The following is a 16553-nucleotide window of genomic DNA, read 5'->3' on the forward strand; positions in this document are numbered from 1 at the left end:
TATAACAAAATCATACAATTTTTGACAAGGGGTGTAACGATGACTGACCTTAATCTCATGAAAGAATTTCAAAGCGTTTTCCAAACAGATCACGAACCAAACACTTTTTTCGCACCAGGGCGAATCAATTTGATCGGTGAACACACCGACTATAATGGAGGCCATGTCTTCCCTGCATCGATATCTTTTGGTACATATGCAGTTGGAAGAAAGCGGTCTGATCAAAAGTTCCGCTTTTACTCGATGAACTTTCAAGACATTGGAATCATTGAATGCGACCTATCCGGCCTTTCCTATAATGAAGCACACGACTGGGCAAACTATCCAAAAGGAATGGTTACTTATCTTCGGGAGTCTGGTCACGACATTGAATCAGGCGCAGACATTTTATTTTATGGCAACATTCCCAACGGGGCTGGTCTCTCCTCTTCCGCTTCTATAGAAATGGTAACTGGTGTACTAATGGAAACACTCTTTGATTTAAAAGTTGATCGTATCGAGATGATTCAACTGGGGCAGCAGGTAGAGAATCAATACATCGGCGTAAACAGTGGTATTATGGATCAATTTGCGATTGGCATGGGAAAAAAAGATCACGCCATTCTATTAAACTGCGATTCATTGGAGCATGCATTTGCACCAATTGTGTTGGAAAACCATGTTATTATGATTATCAATACGAATAAACAACGTACATTAGCAGGTTCGAAATATAATGAACGACGTGCACAATGTGAGCAGGCTCTTGCTGATCTGCAAACTGCAATTTCAATCAAAAGTCTTGGTGAATTATCAAAAAAGCAATTTGAACAACATAAGTACTTAATCAAAGATGAAATCAATCGAAAGCGCGCCAGGCATGCTGTCTTTGAAAATGCTCGGACATTAGAAGCGCTTGAAAAATTACGTCAGGATGAGCTGGTAGGCTTTGGGAAATTGATGAACGAATCTCATCGATCACTTCAGAAGGATTATGAGGTTACAGGCGTTGAGCTTGATACGGTTGTTCAAGCGGCTTGGGATCAAGATGGTGTTTTAGGTGCCCGTATGACTGGTGCAGGATTTGGTGGATGCGCGATTGCAATCGTTGAGCGTAATCAGGTTGAAATTTTCAAGAAAAACGTGAACTGGATCTATCGTGAGGCAGTTGGCTATGATGCAACATTTTACACTGCAATGATCGGCGATGGCGCTAAAGAAATTTCAGAAGGAGTGTTATAGATGAGTGTATTAGTTTTAGGTGGAGCAGGATACATTGGCTCCCATGCAGTTTATCAGTTGATTGACCAGGGTGAAAATGTGGTTGTTGTTGATAATCTTGAAACAGGTCACAAGGATGCAGTTCACCCGGATGCGGCCTTTTACCAAGGAGATATTCGCAAGATTGACTTTCTACGCGAGGTGTTTCAAAAAGAATCGGTTGACGCAGTCGTTCATTTCGCAGCAAACTCCCTTGTCGGAGAGTCAATGGAAAAGCCACTTAAATACTTTGATAACAATGTATATGGCACACAGGTTTTGTTGCAGGTTATGGTCGAAAATGATGTGAAAAAAATCGTCTTCTCATCAACAGCGGCAACATATGGTGAACCTGAGTCCGTACCGATTACAGAAAAGATGCCAACAAATCCGACCAGTACGTATGGGGAAACAAAGCTGACAATGGAAAAACTGATGAAATGGACAGAGCAAGCCCATGGAATGAAATATGTTTCATTACGGTATTTTAATGTGGCTGGCGCAAGAGAATCGGCTGAAATTGGCGAGGATCATCGTCCGGAAACACATCTAGTTCCAATTATTTTGCAAGCTGCACTTGGTCAGCGTTCGCATATAACCATTTTTGGGGAAGATTATGACACGGCTGATGGCACGTGTATCCGCGATTATGTTCATGTAGAGGATCTTATAAAGGCACATCTGCTAGCATTGGATTATTTGAAAGATGGTGGGGAGAGCGATATTTTCAACCTTGGAAGTAATCAAGGTTTCTCCGTAAAAGAAATGATTGATACCGCACGAACTGTTACCGGCAAAGAAATCCCAGTGGAATCTGGCGAACGACGCGCCGGTGATCCTGGTGTGTTGATTGCTAGTTCGGAAAAAGCTAAGAACGTATTAGGTTGGGAACCAACTCGAACCTCCATTACGAAAATCATGGAAGATGTCTGGAAATGGCACACTAGTCATCCAAATGGCTATGAAGGTGGAGATAATCAATGATTTTTCAACATATTGAAGGACTTATCCAGAAAGCAGTTGAAGTAGCGTTAATTGAACCTGGGGACAGGATTTATACGCGCAACAGAGTTATTAATCTATTAAATTTGGAATCTTTTCCAGAGAATGTTGAGGCTGTGACCGCCGATTCCATTCCAAATTTACTTGAAAAAATGATTGCTTATGCTGTAGAAAATAACGTGATTGAAGATGTTTTTGATGAAAAGGAAATTCTCACAGCGAATATCATGAATTGCTTTGTGGCTCGTCCTTCTGATGTGAACAACGTTTTCTGGAATGAGTACCAGCAATCAGCTAAGGCAGCGACGGATTACTTTTATAACCTTAGTAAAAACAGTAACTACATCCAGATGAACCGAATTAAGAAAAATATCCATTTCAAGGCTTCAAGCATTTATGGCGAGCTTGATATTACGATTAATTTATCAAAACCGGAAAAAGATCCCGAACAAATCAAACGAGAACGCGAAATGAAACAAATTGTAGGTTATCCTAAATGTCTGCTTTGTGTAGAAAATGAAGGTTACACAGGCAGAACCGGGTATCCAGCACGTGCGAATCACCGCGTTATTCGCGTGCCACTTTTGGAAGAAAATTGGTATCTGCAATATTCCCCGTACGTATATTATAACGAGCACAGTATTTTACTTGCAGAAGAACACCGAGACATGAAGATTGATAAAGGTGCATTTGAAAGACTGCTTACGTTTACAGAAAAGTTCCCGCATTATTTTATCGGATCCAATGCGGATTTACCAATTGTTGGTGGGTCGATTTTAAGTCATGACCACTACCAGGCTGGTAATTATGAATTTGCAATGACAAATGCCGCAGATGCATTTTCATTTGAATTAAGTGAGTTTACGGATGTTTCCGCTTCCGTTTTGAAATGGCCTTTATCTGTGGTTCGACTTAACAGTGATGATAAGAGTAAGTTGCTTCAGGCTGCCGATCACATTCTACAAACATGGAGAAATTATTCTGATGATAGTTCGGAAGTAAAGGCATTTTCTGATGATACTCCGCACAATACCATTACACCAATTGCAAGAATGCGTGATGGCGCGTATGAGCTTGACCTTGTCTTACGGAACAACCGTACATCTGACGAACATCCGATGGGCATATTCCATCCACATGCCGATGTACATCATATCAAAAAGGAAAACATTGGATTAATTGAGGTTATGGGGCTTGCTGTTTTACCAGCTAGATTAAAAGAAGAACTAGCAGAAATTCAGAATTTTTTGCTTGGTGAATCAAACGATGTAGCTGATTACCATCAGGAATGGGCTGGACAGATTATGAAAGAAAATGGTCTGCTTTCAGATCATGCACAAGCCGAGCGTCTTTTAGAAAAAGAACTAGGAAAGAAATTTACTAGAGTTCTTGAGGATGCCGGTGTTTTCAAGGAAAGAAATGCATTTGAACGCTTTATCGAAGCAATAAATAAGTAGGTGGCTGATAATCATGAACATCGAAATAAAGGATAGATTAGGCAAATGGAAAGAATTTAAACTAGTAAATGAACAAGGCATGTCTGTTAGTGTACTAGACTTTGGAGGGATCATCACAGAGGTCATTGTTCCTGATCGAAAGGGAAATAAGGAAAATGTCGTCCTTGGCTATAAAAACTATGCTGGTTATGAGGAGAATCCTAACTTTTTCGGTGCACTAATCGGCCCTGTTGCAGGCAGAATTCAAGATGCCTCGTTTGAACTTAATGACCAAACATATTCTCTTGAATCTAATGATGGGGATAACCATCTACACGGGGGATCAAACGGATTTCATCGTGTTACCTGGGATGTTGAGCCATTTGAAACTGGGGATTCTGTTGGTTTAAAGCTTACCCACAGGAGTTCGGATGGTGATCGTGGTTATCCTGGTAATGTAGATGTTGCTGTTACGTATACATTAAATAATGACAATGACTTTATTATTGATTACTGGGCAAGTAGCGATCAGACCACCCCTATTGCACTGACGAATCATTCTTATTTTAATTTAAGTGGTGATCTGAAAAACACTGTTAGTGGGCACCACGTTACAATGGATAGTTCGTCTATTGTTGGGTTGGATTCGGAGCTTATTCCTACTGGAAAACTAGTGGATGTGTCTGGTACAACTTTTGATTTCCGTGATGGACGTCACCTCTCAGAAGGATTTGAGGATGATTCCGAGCAACATAAAATTGCGGATAATGGTTATGATCATTATTTTATGTTTGATAATGAAGGGCATGTTGTTGTTAAAGATGAGGATTCGGGTAGAGTGATGAAGGTCACAACCGATCAGCCTGGCATGGTGATGTATACTGCGAACGGTTTAGCTGAAGGACTGGAATTAAAGGAAGGAAGTTCAAGGAAATATCTTGGGGTATGTTTTGAAACACAAGGATCTCCAGCATCCTTACATCATGAAGGCTTTCCAAATGTGATTTTAGAGGCTGGAACGGAATACAACAAAAGAACAAAGTTTTCTTTTGCCGTAGAATAGTGTCGTTATTTCCCGGGAAATGATGAAATTTCCCTACTACGAACAAAAGCGCAAGCGCCCGGTTATTGCCGTATGCCCTGGACGGAACCGTATGAGATAAAGGAAACACGAAGAGCGCAAGCGATTAAGGACGTTCGACTATGTCGAACTGTTATCGTAAGGAGGAGCCGGAAGGGCACTAGGCAATGGGCGCTGTAGCTGGACGTGGCTGACAGGTAGATCAGTTATCCAAAATTACAAAATTTTATTGTTTCCTAAACACTGAAAAAGAGCTGAACGCCGCTGTTCAGCTCTTTTTTTATACTGGTGCAAATAATTCAACCAATAATAGGGAAATTGCCCCTAGTAAAGTAGAGTCATCACCAAGCCTGGTAACTGACACCTCAGTCCGCTTTGCTTCAGGCGTCAGCGCACGTTGATCAATCGTTTGTTTAATAGCTGGAAGGATGAATTTCGCACTCTTCGTTACCCCACCACCCAATACGATTCTTCCAGGATTAATAAGATGAATTAAGTTTGTTAATCCCACTCCGATTATCACTCCGGTATTATGCAGGACGTTTATATATGCATCGTCACCTCTTTGAGCTCGGTGATATATCTCTTCACCGGTTATGTTGTCTGGCAAGTCTTTGATATCCTTACGGGCTCGCTCTACAATAGCCGCTCCAGTAGCAAAAGTTTGTAAGCAACCACGATTCCCGCATTCACAAACCTCTCCATTAATATCAATTGTCATGTGGCCAAGTTCGCCAGCGAGATCCTGTGCACCGTGATATAGCTTTCCTTTATAAACAAATCCTGCTCCAACTCCATGACCAAGATTCACAGCAACCATACTATCTACGTCATCATGACCACCAAACCACGATTCTCCTAACGCCATTGTTCTTGCATCATTCTCAACCCTGACAATTAAATTGAATTCCGCCTCAAGCTCATCTTTTAAGGGAATGTTTGTTAGGTTGAGGTTCGGCGCAACAAGTGAAGTACCTGTTTCCACATCCACAACACCATGCATCCCCACACCGACACCCATGATTTTGTCTTTATTTGTCGACGGTGCATCAATAATTTTATGTATGTTTTCCTTTATAATAGCCATAAATTGATCATTCGTTATTGGCGTATTAATCCTACTGGCTGTTCGTTCAATAATTTTTCCGGATAAATCTGCAAGAATACACCCAATCGACTCCGGCCCCGCATCTACGCCAATCACATAAAAAGCATCATTATTGATATGAAGCATCGTCGGTTTTCTGCCACCTTGGGAAACACCCAGATTGCTTTCAATTACAATCCCCTGCTCAATCAACTCTTTCACAATGCTACTAACAGTTGGCGGGGTGAGTTTTGTTTCCTTAGCAATTTGCGCCCGTGAAATTGGTTCTGTACTGCGGATTTTGTTTAATATGATTGATTTATTGACTGACTTCATTAACTGAAAAGTACCGCGTTGCATGGATGATCCCCCTTGTTCTAGCTTAACTTAATTATATCATAGTTAATTAAGTTAATTTAGGGATTAGTGTATTTAGAGTTGCGGGTGAGGGATCGTAGCTGGGACCATGCTGAGTGTTGGCTGTCGATCGGTTAATTTGCGGTGTCGATCGGTTATGGCTCTTGACGATCGCTTGTACGATGATGCCGATCGGGTCGAACTCGTTTTCGATCGGTTAGGAAGTACTCCGGATCGGTTGAGGTGCATTCTCGATCGGTTAGCAATCCCGCTGTGTCAATTCTATCATTTTGGTTGTGCTGGGCGCGGCGAACGCGCTAAGTTCCAGCTGTCGATCGGTTGATCTGCGATGTCGATCGCTTGTACGATGATGCCGATCGGGTCAGACACGATTCCGATCGGTTAGGAAGTACCCAGGATCGGTTGAGGTGCATTCTCGATCGGTTAGCAATTCCACAGTATCAATTCTATCATTTTCGACTCCATCTCTTGTATTTTCCATCATATATTAACCCGGAACTTTTTAATAACCTTGTCACAATATGACGAGAGTCGACCTTTAAAAATTTCATACATTCTGTGTTAGTAATTGATGGTTTAATGAGTAATAAATAGTCTGAGATTGCCTTTATATATGCGTCTTTATCCTTTTCACCACATTTGTTACAATGCCAGTTCTTCTGTTTGCGCTCCATTCCCAACTTTCCACATCCTGGACACTGCACCCCGCTTAATATCTTCTGATGATCAATTACATATTCCCGTCTGTAATCGAAATCAAATGTCCCACACTCTCCCAGAATTAAGGCACCAATTTTTTGATGAAGATGTCCATGACGATTTCCCTCCAACTCCTGGTTCATTTTCATAACTTGCTGCGGCATATATTCTCCATGCATGACGACGTCAGATATATCTTTTTCCGCTGGGATTACCTTGAGAATTGTACTTGGTTCACTAATTACAACGAGCGGATAGATTGGAATATCCATAATAGTGTGGTCACTGAGCCATTCTGTTAGCAGGAGTGTGTTTGTTGTGGCTTGTATGATGGGGTTGCGGAATCCTGTTATTTTTCCATTATGTTCGCGGGTAAATTGTTTTAAGATGAAGTTGAAGGTTACAGTACCAGTATAGTTTTTAATTTCGACTACGAAGATACAATGCGGGCCAATAATAAGGGTGTCAATTTGGAAGGATGAACCTTTGTTGTGGAGATACACATCGTGGAGTATCGTGAGGTTATTTTTCAAAAGTGCGGCGGTGAAGCGATCAACAGCTTTCTCGCCATCAAATCCTTTTTGACTATAAGCAAAATCTTCTTCTAGCTTAGGATAGATTTTGCGCCGAGGAGATAGCCTGCGCTTTAGCGCTTCCAATACAGGTATTTCAACCGGGGTTGTTCGTTTTTTGATTATCATATATTACTCCTTTATTCGTTATTTTTCTTTAATAATTAAAAAGATTATACCACAATATTGGAATAATATAGTACTTATTCCCAACACGGGAACGGAATGGCCATTACTGATATTACTGAGATTAGTCTTTGAAATGCCAATTTTTCGAACGAAGTCTGTCTCAAAAAACCCGGAAGATGAAGAAAAAAACCAGCGACAGAATAACATTCATTGTCGCTGGTCCCTTTAATTATGCTAATTCAATGTCCAATACATTACGCTCGACAATACGTGCGCTTTTCACGGCTACAAGATCACCGCCAGATGAAGTGAATGCGTTCTGAGTGATAATTTCATCCATTGCAGCTTGTACTGCAATCGCATCAACTGGTTCAACCGGATTATCAAGTGAGTAAGTCACCACTTTGCCGTCCTGATTTTCAAATTTCATTTCTATTTTTTTCGCCATCATAATCCCTCCTTTCCGCTAGATTTTATACTGTTACGCCTGACTTAACTCAGAACTGTCATTACGTTCAACTTTGTAAAGTGTACGTTGCTGCAACGGCTCAAGCGAAATTGAAATTGCGTATAACTGATCAGGTGTTGCTTCCGTTTTGACGTTATTGAAGCTCTTCGATTTATAAAGCTCCTTACCTGAGATAGCATCAATTCCGTCGTTGAACACTAGACGAAGCGTCGAGTCGATCATATTTGAAGTTGCCATGTGCCTCACCTCCTTTCACCATTACAATCGAATGGCGTTCGGAAAAGGTGGCACGATATTTAAAATAAAAAATATCGCCACCGGATTATGTTTGGTGACGATATTAGTATTATATAGAAGGTTTTGTCGATCGAATGCGACAGATTGTCAAACGGTAAATGGGCTGCAAGATATATGCCTGTTCAATATCTTCAAAGTTTCCTAATGCATTCTTTATTAATTCAATGTCGCGCTCACGTAATCCAAACATGGCTCTTATTCCTCCGACAGCTTGACATATAATACTTTAATAGCTGGAAAATATAATTGCGTAATTTCATTTGCAAACTCTTTTGCTAATGCTTCATCGTATGTATGCGCAGTTAAATTCCTTTTTGATAATGCTCCCAGCCAAATATGACCATCATCTATTAAATCTATTTGGTATGCTTGTTTGATTGTCTCTCTTGGACTTTTAACATTATAACCTTGAACTTCCAAATAATCTTTTAAAACTTTCAATGATAGTTCCAATGTCATTTCAAAAAAATGAACGAATCCTGCTCTCTCTAATTCGTTTTCAATAGTTTGCTTAGAATACTTCTCTAATAATTTATAAGACCTCTCAAAGTTCTCAATACTTTGTCGCCAACGTTCATCCTTCGACTGTTCCACGTGGTACACCTCCACGGATATTGTTATCTATAATTTATATTGTTATTATAGTTCATATTATATAAATGCCAAAAACTTTTGCAGATTAATGTCCAATCAAGGCAATGGATCCCAAGAGACTAAAATCAATCGTTGAACAGATACCTTGAATAATGCCGTTTTCTTTTATATAGAATAGTGTCATAATAATAAAACCATAGTTAATGAATAATATATATAAGTCAAATCGAGGTTAAACGGAGGAATTATGCTAACTTTTGAAGAAAAACTATCCATTATTAATACGTTTCCAGAATTAATACGCAAGGACATCTCAATGGGACGAGTTAATTTTCATTATGAAAAAAGCGCACTCGACAAAAAAATCGTCGTTCATAACCTACACCCAAATGGCAATGGTTTTGTATACACGAGGTCTATAGGGAATTATGAAACAGATAATAAAGGCATGACCAATATCCGGGATTATACAGAAAATGAGTTGGTCGATATTATCCAACAGGCAATTAATTCACTTTCGCCAGAGGCAAATGCTGAAATAATTCCAGATGATGAAACCTGGATTAATGCAAACGAACAAACCTTATTACTTTGCTATGAGGACGGATTGTGGAATGTATACGCTGGACAAGACTTAGATGGATCCTTTCATTCGTATAATCAAGCCACACAGTTTTTGGATGAAGAAGGTTTTGAAAGAAAATAACATTTGGAAAGCTTCAGCAGCTGCTGAAGTTTTTCTCTATTAACGAACCATCCTATTAATAAACCGTAGCTTAAATCGCTCCTTGGGTTTTCAATTCTTAGGACTGTCGCGATCGGTTATCTACTCTTGACGATCGCTTGTATGTCGAGATCGATCGGTTGTCCCCGATGACGATCGCTTGTGTGTTGAGGTCGATCGGTTGTGTACTATTTTGGATCGGTTGCGAAAATATACGTGGAGCTACCGCATGATTTTGCGGCGCTTCTACGCGAATTCAGCGAAGTTCCTGCGCGATTCCGACCACTTTTCCCATCCAACCGAAACCTTTTTCTCTCCTAAACGTCTGTACTAATAGGAAATCATTCAACTGTAATTGTTTCTTACAGAAATGTAATAAAATATTAATTTACGAATAGGAATATTCATAGTAAAATAAAGATTAATGTTTCAAAAATCGATGTATTAATGTAAAATTCGTGGTATCTTGGATATTCACTTCTAAAAATATTACTGTAAAAGTTAGGAAATTAAAGGGGAAAATGTTATATGTCTAAAGAAAAGACAACTCAAACCAGAATGACCAAAAGAGGCAAAAAAAGAAAATTACGCAAACGCGCTTATTTTATTTTAATTCCGGTTTTATTAGTATTTGTAAGCCTACTTACTTACGCAGCATATTTATATACAAAAGCTGATTCTGTTTTCACGGAATCCTACAAAGATGATGGCCGTGCTAAATCAGATTTACGCGAGGAAGCAGTGGATCCCGCGGAGGATAACGTTTCTGTATTAATTATTGGTGTTGACCAAAGTGATGTCCGCAACAATAAAGGAAGTGCTCGCTCTGATACTTTGATGCTTGCTACACTGAATATTGAAGATAAAAGTGTCAAGCTCGTAAGTATTCCACGCGACTCTTATGTATATGTTCCTGAAGTTGATAGGAAGACGAAAATTAATCATGCCCATGCTTATGGTGGTCCACCAGCAACAATCAAAACAGTTGAGAATTTGCTAGAGATTCCTGTCGATTATTATGTGAAAGTTAATTTTGATGCGTTTATCGATGTTGTCAATGCAGTTGATGGTATCAAGGTTGATGTTCCTTATGAATTATATGAACAAAATTCTAATGATGTCCAGGAAGCTATTCACCTATTACCTGGCGAACAACAACTAAATGGTGAAGAAGCACTTGCCCTTGCGCGAACCAGACACTATGATAACGACATTGAACGTGGTAAACGTCAGCAAGAAATTATTAAAGCTGTTGTCCAAAAAGCAACATCACTAAATTCAGTCCTTAAATTTGATAATATTATTGAAGCTGTTGGTGAAAATATGACAACCAATATGACATTCGATGAAATGAAAAGCTTTATCTCGTACGGAACAGGAAGTGGAAGTTTAGAAATTGATACACTAACACTTGAAGGTAGTAACTACCGACCTGGAGATACGTATTACTGGAAGTTGGATGAGATTGCTCTTGAAGAAACAAAAGAGCTGTTGAAAAGTCATTTAGAAATTGACCCAGCTACAGCTAAGCTTTATGAAAATGATAATAATGAAGATTCCGTATCAGCAACATCAGATGATAGTACAGATAGAACAGCCACACAATAGATTAGAAAAAACCTGCTAGCCACAATGGTTAGCAGGTTTTTTTGTCTTGCTTAAATTTTCGAAGTAACTTAGTATACGAATTTCCTATGATTTCTCCCACAAACTCTTCACAAAATTAGTAAGTGGTTTGAAGTCATTATTAATCAGACCTAGACTTTCAATTAAAACTTCAATTGCAAGTAGTGCCACTCCCAGGATAATAATGGAGCCCCATAAAGTTGTCATCGAAAAGAAAATCGCTGATATACTAAACATTGCACTTAATGAATAGATAAACAATACCGTTTGTTTGTGTGTAAATCCAGACTGCATTAGCCTGTGATGCAGATGTGATTTATCCGGTTGTGAAATCGGCTGTCGATTAACTCGTCGTCTAACCATTGCAATCAATGTATCCGATATTGGTACCCCTAAAATAAATATTGGAATAACAAATGAGATCACGGTAATATTTTTAAACCCGAGTAGTGCCAGCACACTAATCATAAATCCGAGAAACATTGCACCGGTGTCACCCATAAAGATTTTAGCAGGGAAAAAGTTATATCGAAGGAATCCCATCGTACTAAAAAATAAAATAAGTGCCATTGTTGAAACGTAAACATCACCCATCAGCACAGCCATTCCGGCGATCGTAAATAATGCGATCGAGGAAACTCCTGCTGCAAGTCCGTCTAATCCATCGATTAAGTTAATAGCATTCGTAATTCCAACTATCCAGAAAATCGCTACAATTGAACTAAGGAATCCGAATTCAATTTGTCCACCGAAAGGCAAATTAATAAATTCAACTTGTAATCCACCCCAGTACACTACTAACAATGCAACTACGATTTGCACTGAAAATTTAATTTTAGCAGAAAGATTGTATAAATCATCGATAATCCCTAAAACTATGATTATACTAGCTCCAGTTACTACAGCAGCATGATAGTCACTATAGGGTTGTAATATGAACAATCCTCCTACAAAACTTAGAAAGATAGCTATTCCGCCTAAAGTTGGTGTTGGTACCTTGTGCGCTTTCCGATAATTAGGTTTGTCAGTAGCATTTAGCTTGATTGCTAGTTTAATAATTAACGGCGTTATAATTAAAGAAATAACTAACGTTAAAGAGGCTAATAGAAGTATCGTGAACAATTTCTCACCTCATTTAGAATATATATACATCCTCACTAATTATATAGGTTTTCGATTAAAATCTCCAATGATATTTTAATAGTTACATATTTTTATCATTTTTTACGTTGTGATATGATTTATTCAACAGTTAGGAGTGGATAGAATGGTTTTAAATTTTGCTCATCGAGGTTCATTGACCGAAGCACCGGAAAATACTGTACCTGCTTTTGAGAAGGCAATCAAACATGGCACAGAAGGAATTGAACTAGATGTCCAGCTAACAAAAGATAATAAACTTGTCGTCTGTCATGACCACAAGTTCACCAAATATAATAAAGACGTAAAAGGTCGAATTCGTGATTTTACATTAGAGGAAATTCGACAAATTGATGTAGGATCCAAATTTTCAACAGAATTTAAGGGCGTAACATTGCCGACATTAGAAGAGGTTCTTGAAATATGCCCTTCTGATGTGAAGCTAAATGTGGAAATCAAAAATATACCCGTGATTTATCCTGGAATAGAAGAAATTTTATTGGATTGTCTGCGGAGCTATGACCGGTTAGATAATTTGGTTATTTCATCATTTGACCATGTAGCACTTGAAAAAATCCAGCAGCTTGCACCTGATGTTGAACTGGGTATGTTGTTTTACTATCGTATTTTACGTGCATGGGATTATGCCAAAAATAGTGGATTAAACATTAGCAGCATCCATCCGAATAATGTCTATACAGATAGAGAATTTGTAGAAAACTGTAAACAGCTTGGCTATAAAGTCTACCCCTATACAGTTAATTCAAAAAAACGTTATGAGGAGTTAGTAGGTTATGGAGTAGACGGAGTATTTTCGAATAACCCGGAGATATTTCGTAATTAATATTGGCTATTTCTAAAAGTTTGTTGTAATTAAAAGCTGTTTTCGTAAAGATTGTTGCTTTTGAGAGAATAGATATAAACTGTGACGTAACTTTAGGTTTATTTCCAAAGACAAGTGCTATTGCTGCCGTCCAGGATCGCTCCGGGCGGATGCTTTCCGCGGGCACGGCCTCAGTCTCCTCGCGGAAGAGCACCGCTGCGGAGTCTTCAGACTCGTGCTGTTCCCGCAGGAGTCACCGCCCTCCACTCACCTGGACTGGTAAAAGCTATTTACGTAAGAATCTTGGTCATTTCTTTCAGTTATTGGCAACTATTATACCAGCAGCCCGTATACACGTAGACTTCTGCGGGAGGACAGGCATCGGTGAGACTACGCAGTGCGTTAGCATAAGGAGGCTCACCAGCCGCCCGCGGAAAGCGAAGTGTATTTCCGGAGCGGCATTACACAAACTTAATAATTGAAAAAGGCTATTCCCACTTATACCACAGAATAGCCTTCTTATAAATATTTACTTTTCCTCATAACCATTAGGATTTTTTTGTTGCCAGTTCCACGAATCCCTGCACATATCATTAATATCTTTTTCTGCCTTCCAACCAAGTTTTTCGTAAGCTTTTGTTGGATCTGCATACGATGTAGCAACGTCACCAGGTCTTCGGTCAACTATTTTATAGTTAATATGTTGTCCAGATGCCTCTTGAAAGGCCTCTATAACTTGTTTAACACTATATCCTTCACCTGTACCAAGGTTAACAATTTCTAATCGATCATTAGCTTCTATATTCTCAAGCGCTTTTAAATGTCCTTTTGCTAAATCAACAACATGGATATAATCCCTAACTCCCGTGCCGTCAACTGTATCGTAATCATCGCCAAATACGTTTAATTCCTGTAGTTTACCGACGGCCACCTGCGTTATATACGGCATTAAGTTGTTAGGTGTACCATTTGGATCCTCACCAATTTCACCGCTGGCATGCGCGCCCACCGGATTGAAATAACGAAGCAAGGTAATATTCCATTTTTCGTTTGAATGTGATAGATCCATTAGTATTTCTTCTATTATTAATTTACTTCTGCCATATGGATTGTATGCCTTCGTTGAAAAAGTTTCTTTAATAGGAAAAGATTCTGGTTTGCCATAAACTGTGGCAGATGAACTAAAGATTAAGTTATATACATCATTTTCTTCCATCACTTCACAAAGATTTAATGTACTGACTAAATTATTCGAATAATATTTTAAGGGTAATGCTACTGATTCCCCTACAGCCTTAAAGCCAGCAAAGTGAATAACTGCATCAATGTGATTATTTTTAAAAACTTTATCTAATTCATCTTTATTTAACAGATCAATAAAATAGGAAGTTACACTTTTACCTGTTATTTCTTCGATACGATCGATTACGAGCTTATTACTGTTGCTTAGGTTATCAACGATTACCACATTGTGGCCTTCATTTACTAATTCAATTGTCGTGTGGCTGCCAATATATCCGGCGCCTCCTGTGACTAGTATATCCATGTAAATTCCTCCTTGTTATGAACAACGGGATTAAAGCTGCGTCACTAATGCACTTTTTTGTTTTTCTTGAGCATTCGTCTTATACTCACTACGTTCTTTTTTTGACATCTTCTTATACTCTTTTAAAAATGCCTCATACTTTGGCAGTACTTCCTCGACAGGTCCAAAGTCCTTCACCAATCCATATTCTAGCCATAGGATTTTTTCGCAAAACTGTTTCATTTGACCAATTGAATGACTAACGAAAATCATGGTTTTACCTTTTTGTTTAAACTCTTTCATTTTAGCCAAGCTTTTTTCAGCAAAGGCCTTATCCCCTACAGAAAGCGCTTCGTCAATGATCATTATATCGGGATCTATGGTGATGGATATCGCAAACCCAAGTCTTGATTTCATCCCGCTTGAATAGGATTTAACTGGCTGATCAATAAATTCACCCAGCTCTGAAAACTCGATAATTTCGGGTTCCAGTTTCTTAATTTGATTTTTACTAAAACCGAGCATTAGACACTTCAGTTCAATATTATCGCGTCCGGATAAATCGCCCTTAAGTCCAGATGCAACAGCAATTAGAGCAACTTGTCCGTTTGTCTGTACCGTACCAGCAGTCTCTGGAACAATCCCAGCGATTATATTCGACAAAGTTGATTTTCCGGATCCATTAATGCCAATAAACCCGATCGTATCCCCTTTTTCAGCCTCAAAGTTTACATCTCTTAGCGCGTAAAAATCTTTCCCATAACTCCTCGGTGTTATAAGATCCAAAAGGCGTTCTTTCGTCCCATTATATAGTTTATATTTTTTTGAAATATTATTAGCTATTATCGATTTTTCCATATCATCACAAGCCTTTACAAGTAATCAATAAAGTGTCTTCTAAATTTAACATGCAGTGCAGAGCCAAATAGGAATAATACAATTACAAATGCCCAGAATACCAATGTATACTCCCAGTGTGTAATAAAGTACCATTCTGTTCCAAATAAGGCAGCCCGGTATCCTTCAATCAAATAATACAATGGATTTAATTTCATGATGTTCATGACTATCGGATAACCCGAAAGAATCGTTAATGGCCACAATACCCCTGATAAATATAATCCCATGCGTAACGTCGAATTCAGAAACATGTGTATATCACGAATTATGGTAGACAATGTTGAAGTAATCAGTGATAGTGCATAGATTAAACAAAATGCAGCAAAGATAAAATAAATAAATTGTAAGTAATAAATGTTTACGAAAAATAATCCTGTAAATTGAAAAATAATAATGGATATACCCAACATAATTAAATGAATATAAAACTGAGAAACAATTGCAAAATTAGGTATTATACTCATTGGAAAATTCATTTTTGAAAGCATCCGTAAGCGGCTATAAATGGACTTTGATCCCTGAATAGTGGATTGGTAAAAGAAATTCCACAAAATAAATCCTCCGAGTAACCAAAGTATGAATGGAGCATCTACTCCTGGTGCAACTTCTATCCCTTCTCTTTGTCTAATTGTTCCAAACACAAACCAATAAATAAGAATTTGGATGGATGGATTAAGTACCTCCCAAGCCATACCAAGGTAGTTATTTTTATTTTTACTTTTTAATTCATATAAGGAAAGTCTTCTAATTAAATAAAAGTGATCTATTTGTTCTTTTATAACTTTAATTGCTGATTTCATAATTGTTTTACCCTTTCAAATCTATACATTGA

General features: G+C 38.5%; 17 protein-coding genes. 7 read left to right on the forward strand and 10 right to left on the reverse strand.

From position 1 onward, the window contains the following. The first annotated feature begins 39 nt into the window (after positions 1-39). Genes LG329_RS07860 through LG329_RS07875 form a run of 4 tightly spaced genes read left to right on the forward strand, consistent with a single transcriptional unit; the run spans position 40 to position 4740 of the window. On the forward strand, positions 40-1221 hold the full coding sequence (locus tag LG329_RS07860; protein WP_404455586.1) for a galactokinase: 1182 nt from the start codon (positions 40-42) through the stop codon (positions 1219-1221). Further along, a complete protein-coding gene (galE, locus tag LG329_RS07865) occupies positions 1222-2223 on the forward strand; it encodes a UDP-glucose 4-epimerase GalE (RefSeq protein WP_404455589.1) in 1002 nt (333 codons plus the stop codon). Next, positions 2220-3698: a UDP-glucose--hexose-1-phosphate uridylyltransferase gene (gene galT / locus LG329_RS07870; protein WP_404455592.1), complete on the forward strand. Its 1479-nt coding sequence runs from the start codon at positions 2220-2222 to the stop codon at positions 3696-3698. The genes galE (LG329_RS07865) and galT overlap by 4 nt, the downstream gene beginning before the upstream one ends. Positions 3699-3711: 13 nt before the next feature. Beyond that, entirely contained in the window at positions 3712-4740 is a 1029-nt protein-coding gene (locus LG329_RS07875) for an aldose epimerase family protein (RefSeq protein WP_404455595.1), read from the forward strand. Between the two features lie 298 nt (positions 4741-5038). On the opposite strand, the gene LG329_RS07880 is transcribed toward LG329_RS07875, so the two are convergent. The 6 genes from LG329_RS07880 to LG329_RS07905 all read right to left on the reverse strand — a co-directional run bounded on the left by LG329_RS07880 (position 5039) and on the right by LG329_RS07905 (position 8983). Continuing rightward, positions 5039-6205, reverse strand: coding sequence for an ROK family transcriptional regulator (locus LG329_RS07880; protein WP_404455598.1), 1167 nt, complete (start codon positions 6203-6205; stop codon positions 5039-5041). A gap of 467 nt (positions 6206-6672) precedes the next feature. Continuing rightward, positions 6673-7623 carry a nuclease-related domain-containing protein gene (locus LG329_RS07885; protein WP_404455601.1) on the reverse strand — a complete coding sequence of 317 codons (951 nt, stop codon included), beginning with the start codon at positions 7621-7623 and terminating at the stop codon, positions 6673-6675. 229 nt (positions 7624-7852) lie between these two features. Next, positions 7853-8071, reverse strand: a complete 219-nt coding sequence (locus LG329_RS07890) for a DUF2922 domain-containing protein (RefSeq protein ID WP_404455604.1) — start codon at positions 8069-8071, stop codon at positions 7853-7855. A 33-nt stretch (positions 8072-8104) separates the two neighbouring features. After that, the gene (locus tag LG329_RS07895) at positions 8105-8329 is read right to left on the reverse strand and encodes a DUF1659 domain-containing protein (protein ID WP_404455607.1); all 225 of its coding nucleotides are present in this window, start codon (positions 8327-8329) and stop codon (positions 8105-8107) included. 109 nt (positions 8330-8438) lie between these two features. Beyond that, positions 8439-8579 (reverse strand): hypothetical protein, encoded by a 141-nt coding sequence (locus LG329_RS07900; RefSeq protein WP_404455610.1) that lies wholly within the window; start codon positions 8577-8579, stop codon positions 8439-8441. A 5-nt stretch (positions 8580-8584) separates the two neighbouring features. Then, entirely contained in the window at positions 8585-8983 is a 399-nt protein-coding gene (locus LG329_RS07905) for a nucleotidyltransferase substrate binding protein (RefSeq protein ID WP_404455613.1), read from the reverse strand. A 247-nt stretch (positions 8984-9230) separates the two neighbouring features. Here LG329_RS07905 and LG329_RS07910 point away from each other — a divergent pair, with 247 nt between their 5' ends. Both LG329_RS07910 and LG329_RS07915 read left to right on the forward strand, forming a co-directional pair. Next, on the forward strand, positions 9231-9689 hold the full coding sequence (locus LG329_RS07910; RefSeq protein WP_404455616.1) for a hypothetical protein: 459 nt from the start codon (positions 9231-9233) through the stop codon (positions 9687-9689). A gap of 546 nt (positions 9690-10235) precedes the next feature. Continuing rightward, positions 10236-11315: an LCP family protein gene (locus tag LG329_RS07915; protein WP_404455619.1), complete on the forward strand. Its 1080-nt coding sequence runs from the start codon at positions 10236-10238 to the stop codon at positions 11313-11315. Positions 11316-11399: 84 nt separating this feature from the next. On the opposite strand, the gene LG329_RS07920 is transcribed toward LG329_RS07915, so the two are convergent. Then, positions 11400-12455, reverse strand: a complete 1056-nt coding sequence (locus tag LG329_RS07920) for a glycosyltransferase family 4 protein (RefSeq protein WP_404455622.1) — start codon at positions 12453-12455, stop codon at positions 11400-11402. 145 nt (positions 12456-12600) lie between these two features. On the opposite strand from LG329_RS07920, the gene LG329_RS07925 reads away from it, so the two are divergent. After that, entirely contained in the window at positions 12601-13317 is a 717-nt protein-coding gene (locus LG329_RS07925; RefSeq protein WP_404455625.1) for a glycerophosphodiester phosphodiesterase, read from the forward strand. A gap of 508 nt (positions 13318-13825) precedes the next feature. Here LG329_RS07925 and galE (LG329_RS07930) read toward each other — a convergent pair. From galE (LG329_RS07930) to LG329_RS07940, 3 genes are read right to left on the reverse strand one after another with little or no spacing between them, the layout of a single operon-like run. After that, positions 13826-14842 (reverse strand): UDP-glucose 4-epimerase GalE, encoded by a 1017-nt coding sequence (galE, locus tag LG329_RS07930; RefSeq protein WP_404455628.1) that lies wholly within the window; start codon positions 14840-14842, stop codon positions 13826-13828. Positions 14843-14872: 30 nt separating this feature from the next. Beyond that, a complete protein-coding gene (gene tagH / locus LG329_RS07935; RefSeq protein WP_404455630.1) occupies positions 14873-15679 on the reverse strand; it encodes a teichoic acids export ABC transporter ATP-binding subunit TagH in 807 nt (268 codons plus the stop codon). A gap of 14 nt (positions 15680-15693) precedes the next feature. Beyond that, on the reverse strand, positions 15694-16521 hold the full coding sequence (locus tag LG329_RS07940; RefSeq protein WP_404455633.1) for an ABC transporter permease: 828 nt from the start codon (positions 16519-16521) through the stop codon (positions 15694-15696). Positions 16522-16553: the final 32 nt, after the last annotated feature.

The sequence above is a fragment of the Virgibacillus necropolis genome, from assembly GCF_044793635.1.
GTDB classification, from domain to species: domain Bacteria; phylum Bacillota; class Bacilli; order Bacillales; family Amphibacillaceae; genus Virgibacillus_F; species Virgibacillus_F necropolis_A.

Excerpts from the sequence above, each read along its gene's own strand:
- LG329_RS07860 (WP_404455586.1), top strand. The coding sequence starts at position 40 with ATGACTGACCTTAATCTCATGAAAGAATTTCAAAGCGTTTTCCAAACA.
- galE (WP_404455589.1), top strand. The coding sequence starts at position 1,222 with ATGAGTGTATTAGTTTTAGGTGGAGCAGGATACATTGGCTCCCATGCA.
- galT (WP_404455592.1), top strand. The coding sequence starts at position 2,220 with ATGATTTTTCAACATATTGAAGGACTTATCCAGAAAGCAGTTGAAGTA.
- LG329_RS07875 (WP_404455595.1), top strand. The coding sequence starts at position 3,712 with ATGAACATCGAAATAAAGGATAGATTAGGCAAATGGAAAGAATTTAAA.
- LG329_RS07880 (WP_404455598.1), bottom strand. The coding sequence starts at position 6,205 with ATGCAACGCGGTACTTTTCAGTTAATGAAGTCAGTCAATAAATCAATC.
- LG329_RS07885 (WP_404455601.1), bottom strand. The coding sequence starts at position 7,623 with ATGATAATCAAAAAACGAACAACCCCGGTTGAAATACCTGTATTGGAA.
- LG329_RS07890 (WP_404455604.1), bottom strand. The coding sequence starts at position 8,071 with ATGGCGAAAAAAATAGAAATGAAATTTGAAAATCAGGACGGCAAAGTG.
- LG329_RS07895 (WP_404455607.1), bottom strand. The coding sequence starts at position 8,329 with ATGGCAACTTCAAATATGATCGACTCGACGCTTCGTCTAGTGTTCAAC.
- LG329_RS07900 (WP_404455610.1), bottom strand. The coding sequence starts at position 8,579 with ATGTTTGGATTACGTGAGCGCGACATTGAATTAATAAAGAATGCATTA.
- LG329_RS07910 (WP_404455616.1), top strand. The coding sequence starts at position 9,231 with ATGCTAACTTTTGAAGAAAAACTATCCATTATTAATACGTTTCCAGAA.
- LG329_RS07915 (WP_404455619.1), top strand. The coding sequence starts at position 10,236 with ATGTCTAAAGAAAAGACAACTCAAACCAGAATGACCAAAAGAGGCAAA.
- LG329_RS07925 (WP_404455625.1), top strand. The coding sequence starts at position 12,601 with ATGGTTTTAAATTTTGCTCATCGAGGTTCATTGACCGAAGCACCGGAA.
- galE (WP_404455628.1), bottom strand. The coding sequence starts at position 14,842 with ATGGATATACTAGTCACAGGAGGCGCCGGATATATTGGCAGCCACACG.
- tagH (WP_404455630.1), bottom strand. The coding sequence starts at position 15,679 with ATGGAAAAATCGATAATAGCTAATAATATTTCAAAAAAATATAAACTA.
- LG329_RS07940 (WP_404455633.1), bottom strand. The coding sequence starts at position 16,521 with ATGAAATCAGCAATTAAAGTTATAAAAGAACAAATAGATCACTTTTAT.